At 68.8% G+C, this 15,613-nt stretch carries 14 protein-coding genes; 4 read left to right on the forward strand and 10 right to left on the reverse strand.

The genetic code is table 11. The features are described 5' to 3' along the window. The first annotated feature begins 37 nt into the window (after positions 1-37). A complete protein-coding gene (locus ACJH6H_RS22675) occupies positions 38-1,414 on the forward strand; it encodes an alpha/beta hydrolase-fold protein (RefSeq protein WP_212814100.1) in 1,377 nt (458 codons plus the stop codon). Position 1,415: 1 nt separating this feature from the next. Here ACJH6H_RS22675 and ACJH6H_RS22680 read toward each other — a convergent pair whose 3' ends face one another. The 5 genes from ACJH6H_RS22680 to ACJH6H_RS22700 form a co-directional block, all read right to left on the reverse strand. Next, positions 1,416-2,456: a hypothetical protein gene (locus tag ACJH6H_RS22680; RefSeq protein WP_212814098.1), complete on the reverse strand. Its 1,041-nt coding sequence runs from the start codon at positions 2,454-2,456 to the stop codon at positions 1,416-1,418. Next, positions 2,453-3,745: a hypothetical protein gene (locus ACJH6H_RS22685; RefSeq protein ID WP_212814095.1), complete on the reverse strand. Its 1,293-nt coding sequence runs from the start codon at positions 3,743-3,745 to the stop codon at positions 2,453-2,455. The genes ACJH6H_RS22680 and ACJH6H_RS22685 overlap by 4 nt, the downstream gene beginning before the upstream one ends. Beyond that, positions 3,745-4,947: a CHAT domain-containing protein gene (locus tag ACJH6H_RS22690; protein WP_371824552.1), complete on the reverse strand. Its 1,203-nt coding sequence runs from the start codon at positions 4,945-4,947 to the stop codon at positions 3,745-3,747. Before ACJH6H_RS22690 ends, ACJH6H_RS22685 begins: the two co-directional genes overlap by 1 nt. Next, positions 4,929-6,653 (reverse strand): hypothetical protein, encoded by a 1,725-nt coding sequence (locus tag ACJH6H_RS22695; protein WP_212814089.1) that lies wholly within the window; start codon positions 6,651-6,653, stop codon positions 4,929-4,931. Before ACJH6H_RS22695 ends, ACJH6H_RS22690 begins: the two co-directional genes overlap by 19 nt. Positions 6,654-6,719: 66 nt before the next feature. Beyond that, positions 6,720-7,208: a lipoprotein LpqH gene (locus ACJH6H_RS22700; protein ID WP_371824553.1), complete on the reverse strand. Its 489-nt coding sequence runs from the start codon at positions 7,206-7,208 to the stop codon at positions 6,720-6,722. A gap of 112 nt (positions 7,209-7,320) precedes the next feature. Between ACJH6H_RS22700 and ACJH6H_RS22705 the strand changes: the two genes are divergently transcribed. After that, positions 7,321-7,608 carry a hypothetical protein gene (locus ACJH6H_RS22705; protein ID WP_212814087.1) on the forward strand — a complete coding sequence of 96 codons (288 nt, stop codon included), beginning with the start codon at positions 7,321-7,323 and terminating at the stop codon, positions 7,606-7,608. Between the two features lies 1 nt (position 7,609). After that, positions 7,610-8,788: a winged helix DNA-binding domain-containing protein gene (locus ACJH6H_RS22710; RefSeq protein ID WP_212814085.1), complete on the forward strand. Its 1,179-nt coding sequence runs from the start codon at positions 7,610-7,612 to the stop codon at positions 8,786-8,788. Here the strand turns inward: ACJH6H_RS22710 and ACJH6H_RS22715 are convergent. Both ACJH6H_RS22715 and uvrA read right to left on the reverse strand, forming a co-directional pair. Continuing rightward, positions 8,785-9,279: a hypothetical protein gene (locus tag ACJH6H_RS22715; RefSeq protein ID WP_212814083.1), complete on the reverse strand. Its 495-nt coding sequence runs from the start codon at positions 9,277-9,279 to the stop codon at positions 8,785-8,787. The two genes, ACJH6H_RS22710 and ACJH6H_RS22715, sit on opposite strands and share 4 nt — an antisense overlap. 74 nt (positions 9,280-9,353) lie before the next feature. Beyond that, a complete protein-coding gene (uvrA, locus tag ACJH6H_RS22720) occupies positions 9,354-12,254 on the reverse strand; it encodes an excinuclease ABC subunit UvrA (RefSeq protein WP_212814080.1) in 2,901 nt (966 codons plus the stop codon). Positions 12,255-12,340: 86 nt separating this feature from the next. On the opposite strand from uvrA, the gene ACJH6H_RS22725 reads away from it, so the two are divergent. Beyond that, positions 12,341-13,015 carry an MBL fold metallo-hydrolase gene (locus ACJH6H_RS22725; RefSeq protein ID WP_212814078.1) on the forward strand — a complete coding sequence of 225 codons (675 nt, stop codon included), beginning with the start codon at positions 12,341-12,343 and terminating at the stop codon, positions 13,013-13,015. Between the two features lie 12 nt (positions 13,016-13,027). Here the strand turns inward: ACJH6H_RS22725 and ACJH6H_RS22730 are convergent, their stop codons facing one another. The 3 genes from ACJH6H_RS22730 to ACJH6H_RS22740 all read right to left on the reverse strand — a co-directional run bounded on the left by ACJH6H_RS22730 (position 13,028) and on the right by ACJH6H_RS22740 (position 15,433). Continuing rightward, complete coding sequence (locus ACJH6H_RS22730; protein ID WP_256445387.1) at positions 13,028-13,816, reverse strand: MarP family serine protease; 789 nt, start codon at positions 13,814-13,816, stop codon at positions 13,028-13,030. 72 nt (positions 13,817-13,888) lie between these two features. Next, positions 13,889-14,332 (reverse strand): universal stress protein, encoded by a 444-nt coding sequence (locus ACJH6H_RS22735; RefSeq protein ID WP_020103294.1) that lies wholly within the window; start codon positions 14,330-14,332, stop codon positions 13,889-13,891. 240 nt (positions 14,333-14,572) lie between these two features. Next, positions 14,573-15,433, reverse strand: a complete 861-nt coding sequence (locus tag ACJH6H_RS22740) for an acyl-CoA thioesterase II (RefSeq protein WP_212814076.1) — start codon at positions 15,431-15,433, stop codon at positions 14,573-14,575. Between the last annotated feature and the right edge of the window lie 180 nt (positions 15,434-15,613).

Here is a 15,613-nt window from a genome sequence, read left to right on the forward strand (position 1 = left end):
ACAGGAGCCTCCCAGCTTCGCGCGGCACCCTGACGTCGTGACGATCGGGGCGACGAACGCCGGGCTCTATGGCGAGCAACATGTTTCGTTGACGCACGGCTGGCTGCCCGGCACCGTCCAGGCCCTCGCGGTGACAGTGCTGATCTTCGCGGTCGGCTGGCGTAACAGCCGGTGGCGCGCCGTCTGGCTGCCCGTCGCCGCCGCGTCCGGCTTGCTGGTGACGGCCACCGCCCGCTGGATCGTGGCATCGCAGGGCTGGTCCGACGAACCCGCGCCGACCCGGCTGTGGGTCTGGACCGCGGTGACCGGCGCCGCGGTGGTTCTGCTGATCGTCGGCTGGCAGGCCACCCGCTGGTGGCGCCGCGGGCTGGCGATGCTGGCGGTACCGCTGTGCGTGCTGTCCACGGGGCTGACGCTCAACGCCTGGGTCGGATACTTCCCGAATCTCGACACCGCGTGGGAACAGGTCAACTCGGCGCCGCTGCCCAACCAGACGCGACCCGAGACCGTGGTCGCGATGCAGAAGGCACGGCAGATACCGAGCAAGGGCAGTGTCGTGGAGATCCAAACCGGCTCGGCCGCATCGGGATTCAAGCACCGCGACGAATACGTGTACCTGCCGCCGGCCTGGTTCGCCAGCAACCCGCCGCCGCGACTGCCGATGGTGATGATGATCGGCGGCGAATTCAACACGCCCGCCGACTGGCTGCGGGCGGGTAACGCGATCACGACGGTCGACGCCTTCGCCGCCGCTCATCAGGGCAACGCCCCGGTGCTGGTGTTCGTCGACCCCGGCGGTTCTTTCAACAACGACACCGAGTGCGTCAACGGGCCGCGCGGCAACTCCGCCGACCATCTGATCAAGGACGTGCTGCCATTCATGACCGCCAACTACGGCGTGAGCACCGACCGCCGGCACCGCGGCATCGTCGGCTGGTCCATGGGCGGCACCTGCGCGGTGGACCTGACGGTGATGCATCCGGATCTGTTCAGCGCGTTCCAGGACATCGCCGGGGACATCGCGCCGAACGCCGGTGACCGGCCGCAGACCGTGCAACGACTGTTCGGTGGCAGCACCGCCAAATACGCCGACTGGGACCCCATGACGGTGATGTCCCGTCACACCTACGACGACATCGCGGCCTGGTACGACATCAACGGACCGGAGCTCTCGCGCGGCCCGCTGCCCGCGCAAACCGTTGCGGCGCACTCGCTCTGCGGCGTCGGCAGCACCCGTGGCATCCGGTGCGCGGTCGTCGAACGGCCGGGCAAGCACGACTGGCCGTTCGCGGCGCAGGCGTTCAGCGCGGCGCTGCCGTGGCTGGCCGGCCAGCTCGGGACACCGGGCGTGCCGCGGCTGCCCTTGCCCGCCGCGACGGCACCCGCCATGCCGGTCGAAGCCGCTCGCCGGTGACCTAGTAGTCGGCTTCGGCGGCCAGGATCTCGGCGAGGAACGCGTCGGCACCGGGCGCCGCCAGCCGGGCCCGCACGTAGCGCCGGACCCGGTCCCGAACCGCTGCCGTCTCGCCGGTCCCGGCACCCACCGTCACGGCGGTGTCCGTCCAATCGTGGCCCCACGCTTGGTTTTCGGTGGCCGACAGCGGCACGGTCGCGTTTCCGTCGATGTCGAGCGTGCCGCCGCCGCCGATCGAACCCGAGTCCAGCCGCACCGGGATGCCGTCCGCGGGACCGATGGTGGCCACGCGGATGTCGGCGACCACCGCACCGTCACGGGCCCACACGGACCAGTCGATGGTGTGCTCGGCAGCGTCGAACGTCCGCGGTGGCACTGCGGTCCACGAGACCGACGCGATGCCGTCGGCGATGGCCCCGTCGCCGACGGCACCGGGTTGCCCGGCGGCGAGCGCATAGTCGTCCTGCCGCGGTGGCCCCTGGGCCGCAAGGACTTCCGACCAGTCCCCCAGTCCGGCATCGTCGGCGAGGTCGACACAGCTGCGGACGAGGCCGAGAATCCGGGGGTCCCCGGATGCCGCCGTACTCGCCAACGCCTGTCGGTGCGGCGCCAGCAGCCCGGCGATGTCCGAATCCAGGGTGTCCTCGGTGAAGTAGTCCTGCAGCGCCGCCGTCGACAGCGCCACCTCGGCGTCCAGCACCGCGGGGTCCAGTGGGTTGATGCCGTCGCGGGCGCTGGCCGGCCACCACCGCCGTAGCCAGTGCCCGACGGCCAGACGGCGAAGTGCGGCAAGGGGTTCGGGTAGCAGCAGCACGTCGGCAGTCTCGGCGGCGGCGACCACCGCGACGTGTCCGGCCTCGCCGACCAGCCGCCACAACCAGTCGGCCGCGGACAGATCGGTGAACGTGATCCGGACCGCCTGCGCCGGATCGTGGATCGTCCAGGCGAGGACCGCACCGCTCACCTCGAGCACCGCCACCTCCGGCGGTGCCGCAACCTCGGATCCCAAAGCCCACAATCCGGAATCGACAGTGAGTTTCATCCTGCCGCCTCCAATTCCAGCATCGCCTTGATGCGCTGGCGATGATCGAGACTGACCGACCGGGCGACCCCGTCCAGCAGTCCGCGCACCTCGCCGGCGTCGTCACAGGGTTCCTGCCAGACGTCACGTCCGTGCAGGCGGGCCCACAGCCGCGAGACATAGGGACGGACGAACGCGCCGAGGTCGTCCACCACCTGCTGCTGCCGCGGGTGCACCGGTCCGCCGTCGGTCAAATAGCGACGGGCGTGCAGCACGTACGCCTCTTTGCGGAGCCGCGCCTGAATCTGGCCCGAAAGGTGGTAGCGCGTCCGGTGATTCACCTCGAGCGGCGCCAGGTCCACCCCGATCTCGATGCCGGCGACGAGCGTGGCCTGGTTGTCCTCGGCCAGTAGCCCCCACGGCGAGGCCGCACGGTCGGCCTCTTCGGCGCACAGGGTCGGCAGGTCGGGCAACTCGTCGCGGTCGAGGGCACGGCGCAGCGTCGCCCGGACCCGGTCGACGATGCTGCGGTCGAGGGGACGTTCGGCGGCGCGGGAGCCGGCGACCGTCGGCTTGGCTTGCGGTGCGGCACCGCACAAACCGATCTGGTCGACCGACCACGGCGCGGCCGGCGCGGCGTCCCGCATCCGGGCGCCGAAGTTGTACGGGGTGCTGTCGGCGATCAGCGTGGTCCAGACCCGTTGCCGCGCAGCATCGGCGTTGTGACCACCGTCCGGGCCGAGCACCGTCGTCAGGCCGGCGAGAAACGGTTCGTACGGCGCGTCACCCGCCCTGACATCGTCCCAGCCGGCATCGAGCTGACGTGACAACGTCTCCAGCACCGCAGGATCGGCGAGGTACTCGTGCAGCCGCTCGACCGCGGTGCGGTCCCGATCGCCGTGCACGTCGCGCAGCGCCTCCACGACGATGCGCGAATCATCCTGTCCTGGAGCGCCTCTGGTCGCGGCCAGTTCGAAACACACCGGGAAGTAGAGCTCTTGGGCATTGCCGGTGGTGATCCGGTCGCGCCGGCGCTGCGCCTTCAACAACGCGAACCACTGTGCCGCGGCCCGCAACTGAACCGCGTGGTCGACGATCACCCGGCGCATCTCGTCGGCGACGTCGGCGGCGACGACGGGCGCGGAGTATTCGGGGTGCGCCCGCAGCCGGAGCACCAACGGATCGATGATGCGCTTCACCGCGCGGCTCAGCGGACCGCCGTCGGGACTGCTCAGCAGTTCGAGACCGGGCCCGATCTCGCGCCACGCGGCGTCAATGACGGCACGACGTGGTTGTGGCCCAACGGTCATCAGCGTGCCCCGTCGACGGAGAAGGTCATCAGCGCGGCCCAGTACACGGGGCTGAGTGTGGCGTCTCCGGTTCGCCAGCGCTGCAGGCAGTCTCGTTGCCAGCGGTTCACGGCACGAGCCGGTGTCGTCGCCTGGTGCGCGGCGTCGACGGCGATGATCGCCTCCGCCATCGGGTCGGCGGCGCCGGCCGTGGCCGTCCGGTATCCGGCGGTGGTGGGCAGCGACCAGAGAGTCGCGGTGACCACCTGTGCGCCACCGAGGATCATCGCCGCGACCAGTCCGGTGGCCTCGTCGAACCGGTAGTCGGCGCCGGATGCGCAGGCCAGCAGCGCGACCCGGGGCGGGATCGGCAATCCCATCACCATGATGTCGGCGGCCGTCAGTGGCTCGGGCTCCGCCAGATGCAGCGCCGCCTGGTCGGCCGAGCCGTCGCGGTCGGGAGCGGCACTGGCATGCCCGACGTACACGAGCCGTGCCGGGCGCAGCGCCAGCTGCTCCGCCAGCCAGTGCCGGTCGGCGTCGCCGCGGCGGAAGAGCTCCACGGGGGTGCTGACCGCCGGGAGGGCCGGCCGCTCGCCGAAGTGCCGGGCCAGCACGGTGTCCGGCGCGGGCCGGCCGAGCACCGAGCCGAGCGCTGAATCCGGCCGCTGGCCGGGCACTTTCGGGTCCAGCACCAGCAGCGGCGGCCCGTCCGCTGGTTGGAGCTGCCTGCGTGGCGCGTTCGCGATGTTGGGCGGCACCGCCAGCAGGAGGTCGGCGACTTCGATCAGGCGCTCGTCGCCAGTTCCGCCGGACTGCGCGAGCAGGCCCCACGGCACCCGGCTCAGGCGGGCGCTCGGCGAGACAAAGAGCACCGGCAGCTCCGGGTCAGCGGTGCACTGCCGCAGCAGATCCCACGCTTCGTCAGGGAGCAGGGCCCCGAGCAGCCGGGCGAGCTCCCGCTCGCGTGCCACAGCAGCGAACGGACCGGTCACCAATGACCGGGTCAATGCCTCGGAAAGTTGTTCCCCGTCAAGCGGATCCGGCAAGGCCTCGGCCAGTGCGGAGGTCACCGCCAGCAGAACATCCTCGGCCACCACCCAGGTGACCAGCCGCTCCGGTGCGCCGACGACCCGGAGGCTGACGTACGTCGCGATACCGATGTCGGCGAAGCGGAGCACCAACGTCGTTGCGGTGTCCTGGGTTACGGGCATGTCGACCACGCCTCCTGGTCCGCGGTGACGGCGCGGCCATAGCGCGTCTGGGCCAGCTCGCGGTAGCGCGCCAGCACCGGCGCACCGTCGGGCTCCATCTGCAGCGGCGGCAGCGGCCCGAGCCGAATGAGACCGGCGGCGCCGACGGCGACCGGGCCCGACGCGACCGACGCCAGTTCGTCGACGTCGAGAACCGGTGCGGCTGTCGTGGTGGCGCGGGCCCACTCCATCGTGGCGCCCGTCGCGGCGTCGACGCTGAATGCCCCTCGGGCGCTGTGGTATTCGATCAGTTCGCCGACCAGCGCCGGATCCTGCGATTCCCAGGCGACCGCGAACGCACCGGCAAGGAGGGGTGCCGCCACCCCGGCAGCCCATCGCGACCGGGCATCGGCGTCGGTGATCGAATAGCGCACCGAGTCGACAGCCAGCGCCGCGGGCAACTTCAGGTCGGCAGCAGCGGCCAGTTTGTCCATGCCGGAACGGTATTGGTCGGTGCCGGGTTCGGTGGACCACGTCCCGAGCCCACCGCGGTAGCGGGCTTCGGCCTGTGCCCAGGTGTCGGCGGGATCACCCGCGGCATCGAAGCCGAGATCCGCCAGTCCCTCGGCACGCCAGACGGTGCCGAGTTGGTCATCCAGCCGGGCGTACTGCAACCAGCTGCTGCGCGGTGAGGAATCCAGGCAGGTCCGGGCCTGATCGATCAGAGCCCGGGCGTCGTCGTAGCGGCCCCGGAAGATGGCGATCCAGCTGCGTTGCAACAAGATGCGGTGCACGTGCAGCGGCTTGCCCAGCTCGCGCCAGTGCCGTTCGGCGTGTCCCCAGCATTCGTCGGCGGCCTGCAGGGCACCGGCGGCCAGTCGGGTGAGTCCGAAGTACAGCCAGCAGCGCGACACCTCGTGGGCCCGCGCCTGGCGAGCGATCTCCGGATACGCGGCGGTGAGCAGCGCCTCCGTACCCTCCTGGTCGCCGGCCAGCCAGCTCACCGCCGCCCGCTCCAATTTCGCTCGGGCCGCGGCCAATTCCCAGCCCCGAGCCTGCGCCCGGGCCTCGGCGCGGCGCAGCCACGGCAACGCCTCGTCCACCTTGCCGGTGTCGATGCAGAACCGTGCGTAGCCGAGCGCCCCGGCGAGCCAGAGGTATTCCCGCTCCGGGGTGGTGGCCGGCGGAGCGATCGCGGCGAGCACGTCCTCCCACAGCGGCACCGAACGGACGTGCAGATCGTCGTCGCAGAGCGCGAGCGCGCACAGGATGCGGGCGTGGGTCAGCAGATAGGTGTGTTCGTCGTCCAGATCGGAGTATGGGGACGGGCCGTCCAGCGCGGTCAGGGACGCGGCCGCCCCTTCGTGGTCGCCGATCGCGGCGGACAGGCCGGTCCGCAGGAAGGTGGCCCGGCGGCGGTAGCGGCTGAGCATGTGATCCGCGTCCTCCGGGGTCATGGTCATCTGCGCCACGATCTCGGCCGGCGCGCGGCCGGCCAGGATCGATGCGTAGATGTCGAGGCAGTCGTCGATACGACGGATGCATTCGCGCACCCCGTCCAGGGCGCTGCGGATCAGATAGATCTCGCCGAGTTGGGCGAAGACCTCGAGCATCTGGTCATCGCGGTCGGCGGCTTCGATGGCGGGCATCAGCGACAGCAGCAGTTCTTTGGCTGTCTGCTCGTCGGCGGCGAACATCAGCGCGCGGGCGCGGGCGAGTTCGCCGGTGATCGACACGGCCGAATCATAGGTCGAGCGGCGGATGCATGGTCTGCACCCGCCGCTCGGGCAGCCCCGGGCATGTCAGCCGCAGGACACCTTGATCTCGAAGTTCTTCGAGATCATCCCCGCCATGGGGTTCTTCATGTCGGCACCGGCGGCCTGCCCGGTGATGGTGTACGTGCTGCCGTCGACCTTGACGTCAGCCGAGCCGGTCTTCATGCCGCCCATCTCCGACACCGCGAGCGCGTTGCCGTCGACCACCAGGCCCAGGGACTGCACCTTCGGCGGCGAAGCGTCCGTCATGACGACGCCGAGGCCCTGCGCGCCACCACCGATGGGTGCGCTGGCAATGTTGATGCTGCCGCCCTGCTTCACGCAGGTCACCGACTTCAGGTCCAGGCCGGCCAGGTCCTGGCCCTCGACCTTGACGACCGTGTTGCCGCCGCCGTTGCTCACCGAACCCGGACCGGACGCCTTCGGGCCGTCCGCCTTGTCGGTGGAGCAGCCGATGAGGGTGGCGCCCACGGCCAGCATGCCGATACCAGCGGCCAGAGTGCGATTGATGTTCATGTCAGAGGGTTTCCCTTCTTCGTTACGCCGCCCCAGTGGCGTCGTCGTGCGGTAAGTACACGCGGGCGCCGCGGCTACCGATCCCAACTTTGTGGCGCGGTACGGTGAAGCCATGGCCGACGAAACCGAGCCCATCGACGCCGAGATCGTGCCATTGGATGCGGCGCCCGCCCCGGTGCCGGTGTCCCCGCCTGTCGATCCGGGCTACACCCCCGACGGTGTCCCGACCTTCGAGTCGGTGCGCGAGAAGATCGAGAACCGGTACGGCACCGCGATCGGCTCGGCCGAGCTGGCCGCGGACACCCCCGAGGGCCGTTCGGTCGAGGAACAGTACGAAGCGCGCCAGAAAGCTGCCGCGGAACGCCTCGAGCAGATCCGTCGCTCGATGCACGACGGCTGACTTGCGTACCTTCACCATCGCCGAGCGCCGCAAACGCTTGGCGCAACGCCATTTCCTGAGCGATTCGGCCTCGAGCCCCGCCGAGGTGACCCGGGCGCTGGTCGGCCTGCACGGCACCGATCCGGCAACTCCGTACCTCTCCCTGTGGGCCCGACTGCCCGGTTTCGTCGTGGACGATCTCGATGCGGCGTTGTACCGGGACCGGCAGTTGGTCAAGCACATGGCCATGCGCCGGACGCTGTGGGTCGTGCACACCGCGGACCTGCCTGCGGTCCAGGCGGCGGCCAGCGACCGCGTGGCCACCACCGAGCGCAAGCGGCTGATCGGTGACATCGAGAAGTCCGGTATCGCGGCCGACGGCGCGGCGTGGCTCGAGCTGGCATCGGCTGCGGTGCGTCAGCACCTGGAAGCGGGTTTGACGGCCGGCACTGCCGCGCTGCGGGCCGCGCTGCCCGAGTTGGCGGGCAGCTGGGATCCGGCGCCCGGAAAGACCTGGGGCGGAAGCACTCCCGTCGCCCCGCGGGTGATGACGGTGCTGTCCGCGCAGGGGCACATCCTGCGCGGCCCCAACGACGGCATGTGGACGACATCGCGGCCGCTGTGGGCCGCGGCGTCGCACTGGCTGGCTGAACCCGTCGTGGCGATGGAGCCTGATGCGGCACGCGACACCTTGCTGCGGACCTGGCTCCGCACGTTCGGGCCGGCCACGGCCACTGACATCAAGTGGTGGTTCGGTCACACACTGACGTGGGCGCGTGACGGACTGCGCTCGATCGACGCGGTGCAGGTCGCCCTCGAGGGTTGCGATGACGCCGGATTCGTCCTACCCGACGATCTCGACGACACTCCCCCGGTTGCACCCAGGGGCGCACTGCTGCCCGGGTTGGACCCGACCGTCATGGGCTGGCAGGTGCGTTCCTGGTATCTCGGCCCGCACGCGGGCCAGTTGTTCGACCGCTCGGGCAACGCCGGTCCCACAGTGTGGTGGGACGGCCGTGTCGTCGGCGCCTGGGGTCAGGACGTCGACGGCCGGGTGCAGCTGCAATACGTCGAAGACGTCGGAGCCGCAGCACGGAAAACGCTGCAGCGCAAGGCATCCGAACTGACAGACTGGCTCGACGGCGTGCGTGTCAAGCCGCGCTTCCCGTCACCGCTGAGCCAGACCTGCGGGACCGGCTAGCGACGAACACATCCGAAGCCCGCTGGGTCGGATATGGTCCATCGGTTGGAGACGCCGCTGTCGTTGACCGTGATTCCGCTCGCGCTCGAGTTCGAATCGATAGTGCCCGTGTAGTGATTCGTCGGTGAATGAGGATTGGGGCGGTCGTAGCGTCCGGCGGTCTGTTCGAAGGCCACCGTGAAGTCCAGCTTGTTGGTTCCGTTGACAATTCCGCCTCGGATGGGCCCTGCCCAATCGAACCCCTGAGAGCTATAGCTGGCGGTGCCGCCGCCATCTTTACCCGCCCAGACGACGTGGATCTGGATGCCGTTGTCCTGCTCGATCACGGAGTCGTGGCCGAAGATCGAATATTGACAGTCGGCGGGGGCGAGCGGCGGCGACGGCGCTGTCGGCGCGAAAGGGGTTGCGGCGGCTGGGCCGGCACCGGCGAGCCAGCCCGCCGCAGCACCGATCATCGTGGCCGTTAGTGCAGCGTGCGTTGACATGGACATCGCGTCTCCTGTCCGATTCGACGCTAGACCGGTCGCAGTCCCGCGGATATAAGGGAAACCCCTATTCCTCCGGGTCAGACACTCACCTTGCGCCGCTTGGCCTTCGGCGGATCCGGCACCACGGCGGGCAACAACTCGGCGAGGAACTGACCGGTGTAGCTGTCCGGAGTCGCCGCGACGTCCTCCGGCGTGCCGGACACCACGACGGTGCCGCCGCCGGCGCCGCCTTCGGGACCCATGTCCACGATCCAGTCCGAGGTCTTGATCACGTCGAGGTTGTGCTCGATGACGATGACCGTGTTGCCCTTGTCGACCAGGCCGTTGATGACCTTGAGCAGCTTGCGGATGTCCTCGAAATGCAGGCCGGTGGTGGGCTCGTCGAGGATGTAGACGGTGCGCCCGGTGGACCGCTTCTGCAGCTCGGCGGCCAGCTTCACGCGCTGCGCCTCACCACCGGACAGCGTCGGGGCCGGCTGGCCCAACCGCACGTAGCCCAGGCCGACGTCGACGAGCGTCTTGAGGTACCGGTGGATCGAGCTGATGGGCTCGAAGAACTCGGTGGCCTCCTCGATGGGCATGTCGAGGACCTCGGAGATGGTCTTGCCCTTGTAGTGCACCTCCAGGGTCTCCCGGTTGTAGCGAGCGCCCTGGCACACCTCGCACGGCACGTACACGTCCGGCAGGAAGTTCATCTCGATCTTGATGGTGCCGTCACCTGAACATGCTTCGCAGCGGCCACCTTTCACGTTGAACGAGAACCGGCCGGGCTGGTAGCCGCGGACCTTCGCCTCGGTGGTCGCCGCGAACAAGGTGCGGATCTTGTCGAACACACCGGTGTAGGTGGCCGGGTTGGACCGCGGCGTGCGGCCGATCGGCGACTGGTCGACCCGCACCAGCTTGTCCAGCTGGTCGAGGCCGTTGATCCGGGTGTGCCGGCCCGGCACCTGGCGGGCGCCGTTGAGCTTGTTGGCCATGACGGTCGCGAGAATGTCGTTGACCAACGTCGACTTGCCGGAGCCCGAGACGCCGGTGACCGACGTGAGCACGCCCAGCGGGAAGGCCACGTCGACCTCTTTGAGGTTGTGCTCGCGTGCGCCGACGACGGTGATCTGCCGCTTGCGGTCGACGGGCCGGCGGATGGCCGGCACCTCGATCTGCTCCCGGCCCGAAAGATACGCGCCGGTAAGCGATTTGGTGTTCTTCAACAGCTCCTTGTAGGTGCCGCTGTGCACGATCTGTCCACCGTGCTCACCGGCCGCGGGACCGATGTCGACGACCCAGTCGGCGTGCGCGATGGTGTCGAGGTCGTGCTCGACGACGATCAGCGTGTTGCCGAGGTCGCGCAGCCGGACCAGGGTGTCGATGAGCCGGCGGTTGTCGCGCTGGTGCAGGCCGATGGACGGCTCGTCGAGCACGTAGAGGACACCGACCAGACCGGAGCCGATCTGCGTGGCCAGCCGGATGCGCTGTGCCTCACCACCGGACAGCGTGCCTGCCGCGCGGGACAGGGTCAGGTAGTCGAGGCCGACGTCGAGCAGGAAGCCCAGCCGCGATTGCACTTCTTTGAGCACCTGGCCGGCGATGGCCTGCTCGCGGGGACCGAGGGTGAGCGCGTTGAGGAACGCCGAGCAGTCCGAGATGGACAGATCACACACCTGCGCAATGGATTTCGCGTCATCGTCCGCGGACAGCGTGACGGCCAGAATCTCGGGCTTGAGGCGGGTGCCGGCGCACTCGGGGCACGGGATGTCCCGCATGAAGCCCTCGTAGCGTTCCTTCATCTGCTCGGATTCGGTCTGCTCCATGCGGCGCTGCAGGAACGCCAGCACGCCTTCGAAGTCGGCATAGTAGGAGCGCGTGCGGCCGTACCGGTTCTTGTACCGGACGTGCACCTGGTGGTCGGAGCCTTCCAGAATGGCCTTGCGCGCCTTGGCCGGAAGCTTCTTCCACGGGGTGTCGATGTCGAAGCCCAGCTCCTCGCCGAGGCCGGCCATCATGCGCGTGAAGTAGTCGGAGTTGTGGCCCATGGACCACGGCGCCACCGCGCCCTCGGCGAGCGTCAGCTCCGGGTCCGGCACGACGAGCTCGGGGTCGACTTCCTTCTTGATGCCCAGACCGGTGCACTCCGGGCAGGCACCGTACGGCGAGTTGAACGAGAACGACCGTGGCTCGAGGTCGTCGACGGCCAGCGGATGCGCGTTGGGGCAGGCCAGCTTCTCCGAGAAGCGCTGCTCACGCTGCGGGTGGTTGTCGTCACGGTCGACGAACTCGAGGACGACGATGCCGTCCGCGAGACCCAGCGCGGTCTCGACCGAATCGGTCAGACGTTGTTTGGCGCTGGCCTTGACGGTGAGCCGGTCGACGACCACCTCGATGTCGTGCTTCTCCTGCTTCTTGAGCTTCGGCGGGTCGGTCAGCGAGTGCACGACGCCGTCGACCCGGACCCGGCTGTAGCCCTGGCCGTTGAGCTTGTCGAAGAGGTCGACGAACTCGCCCTTGCGGGTGCGGACCACGGGCGCGAGCACCTGGAACCGGATGCCCTCGTCCATGGCGAGCACCTGGTCGACGATCTGCTGCGGCGTCTGCCGCGCGATGCGCTCACCACACACCGGGCAGTGCGGGGTACCGGCGCGCGCGTACAGCAGACGCAGGTAGTCGTAGACCTCGGTGATGGTGCCGACGGTTGAACGCGGGTTCCGGTTGGTCGACTTCTGGTCGATGGACACCGCGGGCGACAGGCCCTCGATGAAGTCCACGTCCGGCTTGTCCATCTGGCCCAGGAACTGGCGGGCGTATGCCGACAGCGACTCGACGTAGCGACGCTGCCCCTCGGCGAAGATGGTGTCGAACGCCAGCGAGCTCTTGCCCGAACCCGACAGGCCCGTGAATACGATCAGCGAGTCTCTGGGCAGGTCAAGGTCGATTCCCCGCAGGTTGTGCTCGCGCGCACCTTTGACGATCAGACGGTCCGACACACGTATCCCTTCACCGGTCTGGGCAATCCAGACACCACATCGCCATGCTAGGTGTCCCCACCGACAAGTCCGGATACGGTGGCGTCATGACAGTCGTCAATGACACGTACACCGGCCATGTCGATGCGGGCACCGCGGCCCGTCGCACCCTTCCCGCCGCGACGATCGTCAAGGCGTCGGTCGGACCGATGGACAACAACGCGTACCTCATCACGTGTTCCGCAACCGGAAAAACGCTGCTCATCGACGCCGCGAACGACGGACCGGCGCTCGTCGAGCTGATCAGGTCGCAGGCGCCGGACATCGAACTCATCGTCACCAGCCACCAGCACTTCGACCACTGGCAGGCCCTGGCGGAAGTGGCCGAGGCCACAGGTGCGCCCACCGCCGCGCACGCGCTGGACGCCGAGCCGCTGCCGGTGAAGCCCGACCGCATCCTCACCGACGGCGACACCATCACCATCGGTGACCTGACCTTCGACGTCATCCACCTACAGGGTCACACCGAGGGTTCGGTGGCGCTGGCGCTGCGCGGCGCCGACGGTGAGGTCACCCACCTGTTCACCGGCGACTGCCTGTTTCCCGGCGGCGTCGGCAAGACCTGGCAGGACGGCGACTTCGAGCGGCTGCTCGGCGACGTCACCCGCAAGGTGTTCGACGTCTACCCCGATTCGACGGTCATCTACCCCGGCCACGGCGACGACACCACGCTCGGCACCGAGCGGCCGCATCTCGAGGAGTGGCGGGCGCGCGGCTGGTAGACGCTGGGCTGGTCAGCCCAGGCACTGGCCCGTGGGGACGGGTTGGGTGTTGCCGACCAGTGCCAGCTGGGGGCCGACTTCCTTCGCGGTCAATGCGAAGCTGGTGTCGGGGTCGTCCTGCGCGGCCCCGAAGACGACACCGCGCACCCGGCCGTCCAGGTCGATGAGCGGACCACCCGAATTCCCTTGCTGCACAGCGCCTCTGAGGGCGTACACCTCGCGCGTCACCGTGCCGGTGCGGAAGATGTCCGGTCCCTGGAGCTTGATGACCTCACGGACCCGCACCGGTTTGGCCTCGTACGGGCCGCCGTGCGGGAAGCCGAGCGCGGCGGCGTCGGCACCGCTGACGGCAGGCGCCTCGGAGAACATCAACGGCGCGGTCGGCAGGTCCGGCACTGCGAGGATCGAGATGTCCATGTTCGGGTCGAACGACACCACCTGGCCGTTGTACTTGGTGCCGCCGACCTCGACCGACACTTCGTCGGTCCCCGCGACGCCGTGCGCCGTCGTCATCACGCGCTTGGGTCCCACCACAAACCCGGTGCCCTCCAACCGCTTTCGGCAGCTGTGGGCGATGCCGTGCACTCGCACCACACTCGCCTGCGCGGCAGTCACCGCGGGGTTGTTGGCCACGTTGGGGTCGGGAGGCGCGACGGTCGGGATCGTCGATTCGGTCTCCGACGCGATCGCGGATGTCGTCGCAGGTGTGACGGCGGGGTTCTTGCCCGCGCAGCCGGCGATGAGTGTGGCGGCCAATGACAACGTCACCCATGACGCACGGACGAGACTTCTTCGAGCCATGACCCGAACTTTACGGGCACGAAAAAAACTGAGGCCCCCGGCAGTACGCCGAGGGCCCCAGACAATCGAACTTTACGAGGTGTGGACGATCAGCACGTCGACCTTGGCGCGCCGGGCCACGTTGGCGGGCACCGAGCCCAGCAGGCGGCCGGCGATGGTGCTCAGACCGACGTTGCCGACAACCAGCAGGTCAGCGTTGGAATTCTCGGCCAGGTCGACGAGCGCGTCGACGGGAGCGCCGACGATGGCCTTTTCTTCCACCTGAGTCGCGCCTGCCGCCTCGGCACGGTCGCGCGCCTCACGCAGGATCGCGTAGATCGGCGCGTCGCCGTGGACCTTGTAACCCTCGTCCTTCAGGACATCGGCCGCACGCTGATCATCGGCGTGCGGGAAATAGGCGGTTGCCACGACCAACTTCGCATTGGCCCCCGCGGCGATCTGGGCAGCGCGCTCCACAGCGCGCAGTGACGAATCCGATCCGTCCGTACCGACGACCACGGTCTGGTAGCCGCTCATCAATGGCCTCCCGTTATCCAGGTTTGTGTATCCGGCGTTCTGTCCGGCATCCCCGCAGACAGTAGCCGCTGAATCGCGGCCATTGGTGCGGTTTCACCACACAAGTTCGCCGGGGACACCGTGAAAAATGTGCTTTACCGGCACCGATGTTAGCGGCAGCGACCCGAGAGGGCTTGCCAATGGTGACGAAACGACCGCGCGTTTCGCCCGGTGAGCGGGACCGCTCCGGGCCCCGGATTGTTAGCCACGACCGAAATACAGCTCCTGCGTGGCAACGCACACCAATTGCCCCGCGCGGTTGTACATCGTGCCGCTCGCCAGTCCGCGGCCCCCGATGCCGCTCGGCGAGGTCTGGTCGGACAACACCCAGTCATTCAGATCCACCGGCCGGTGGAACCACAGCGCATGGTCGATCAGCGCGGAGAAGGTGTGCGCCGGCAGCGCGCCCCGCGGGATCATCGCCGCCTCCAGCATCGTGGTGCCGGTCAGGTACGTCAGTAGCCCGGCGTGCAGGGCCGGGTCCTCGGGGATGGTGTCGGTCGGGCGCCACCACATCCGCAGATGCGGCGCCGAATCCGGCGAATCCTTGGCCAGCCGCGGGTGTGGATCGATGTACCGCAGCTCGAACGGTTGGTCGCGAACCCAGAAGCCGCCTGATTCATCGGCGTAGTCGGCAAGCTGTTCGGCCATGGTCGGTACCGAAAGCGGTTCTGGCACATCAGGAATGGTCGCCTGGTAGTCGAGCGCGTCGACCGGGGTGCTGAACGACGCCAGCGCCTCGAGCAGGATCTCGCCGTCCTGAAGGGCCGTGATGCGGCGCGTCGCGAGCGTGCCGCCGTCACGTGCGGCGTCGACCTGGACCTCGACCGGCTTACGGGCATCGCCGGCACGCAGGTAATAGACGTGCAGACTGTGCGCGCTGCGTCCCGGCGCGGTCCGGCTCGCGGCCACCAGCACCTGGCCGGCGAGATGACCGCCGGCGATGTGGTGGCTGGGATTGTCGAGCTGCGTGGCCACGAAGTGGTGGTCATCGGTCTGATCCACCAGCAGCGTGCTCACGAGATCAGACAAAGTCGGCGAACTGTACGTCACCTGAGGCATCTTGCCTGAGGGGTTCGGACGCCCATTGGCGCCCTCGACGAGTTATCCACAGGCTGAGCGAATTGTGTTGCGGTGCCGCAGATGCGTAGGTAGACTCGAACACGTGTGCTACTCCTCACCTTCTCGTGGGTAGCTGAGGGTGGAGCCCGCCCAGGCAGAGATAGATCATTGAGGTCAGTG

The organism is Mycobacterium sp. SMC-21 (assembly GCF_045310825.1).
In the GTDB taxonomy this organism is placed as follows: Bacteria; Actinomycetota; Actinomycetes; order Mycobacteriales; family Mycobacteriaceae; genus Mycobacterium.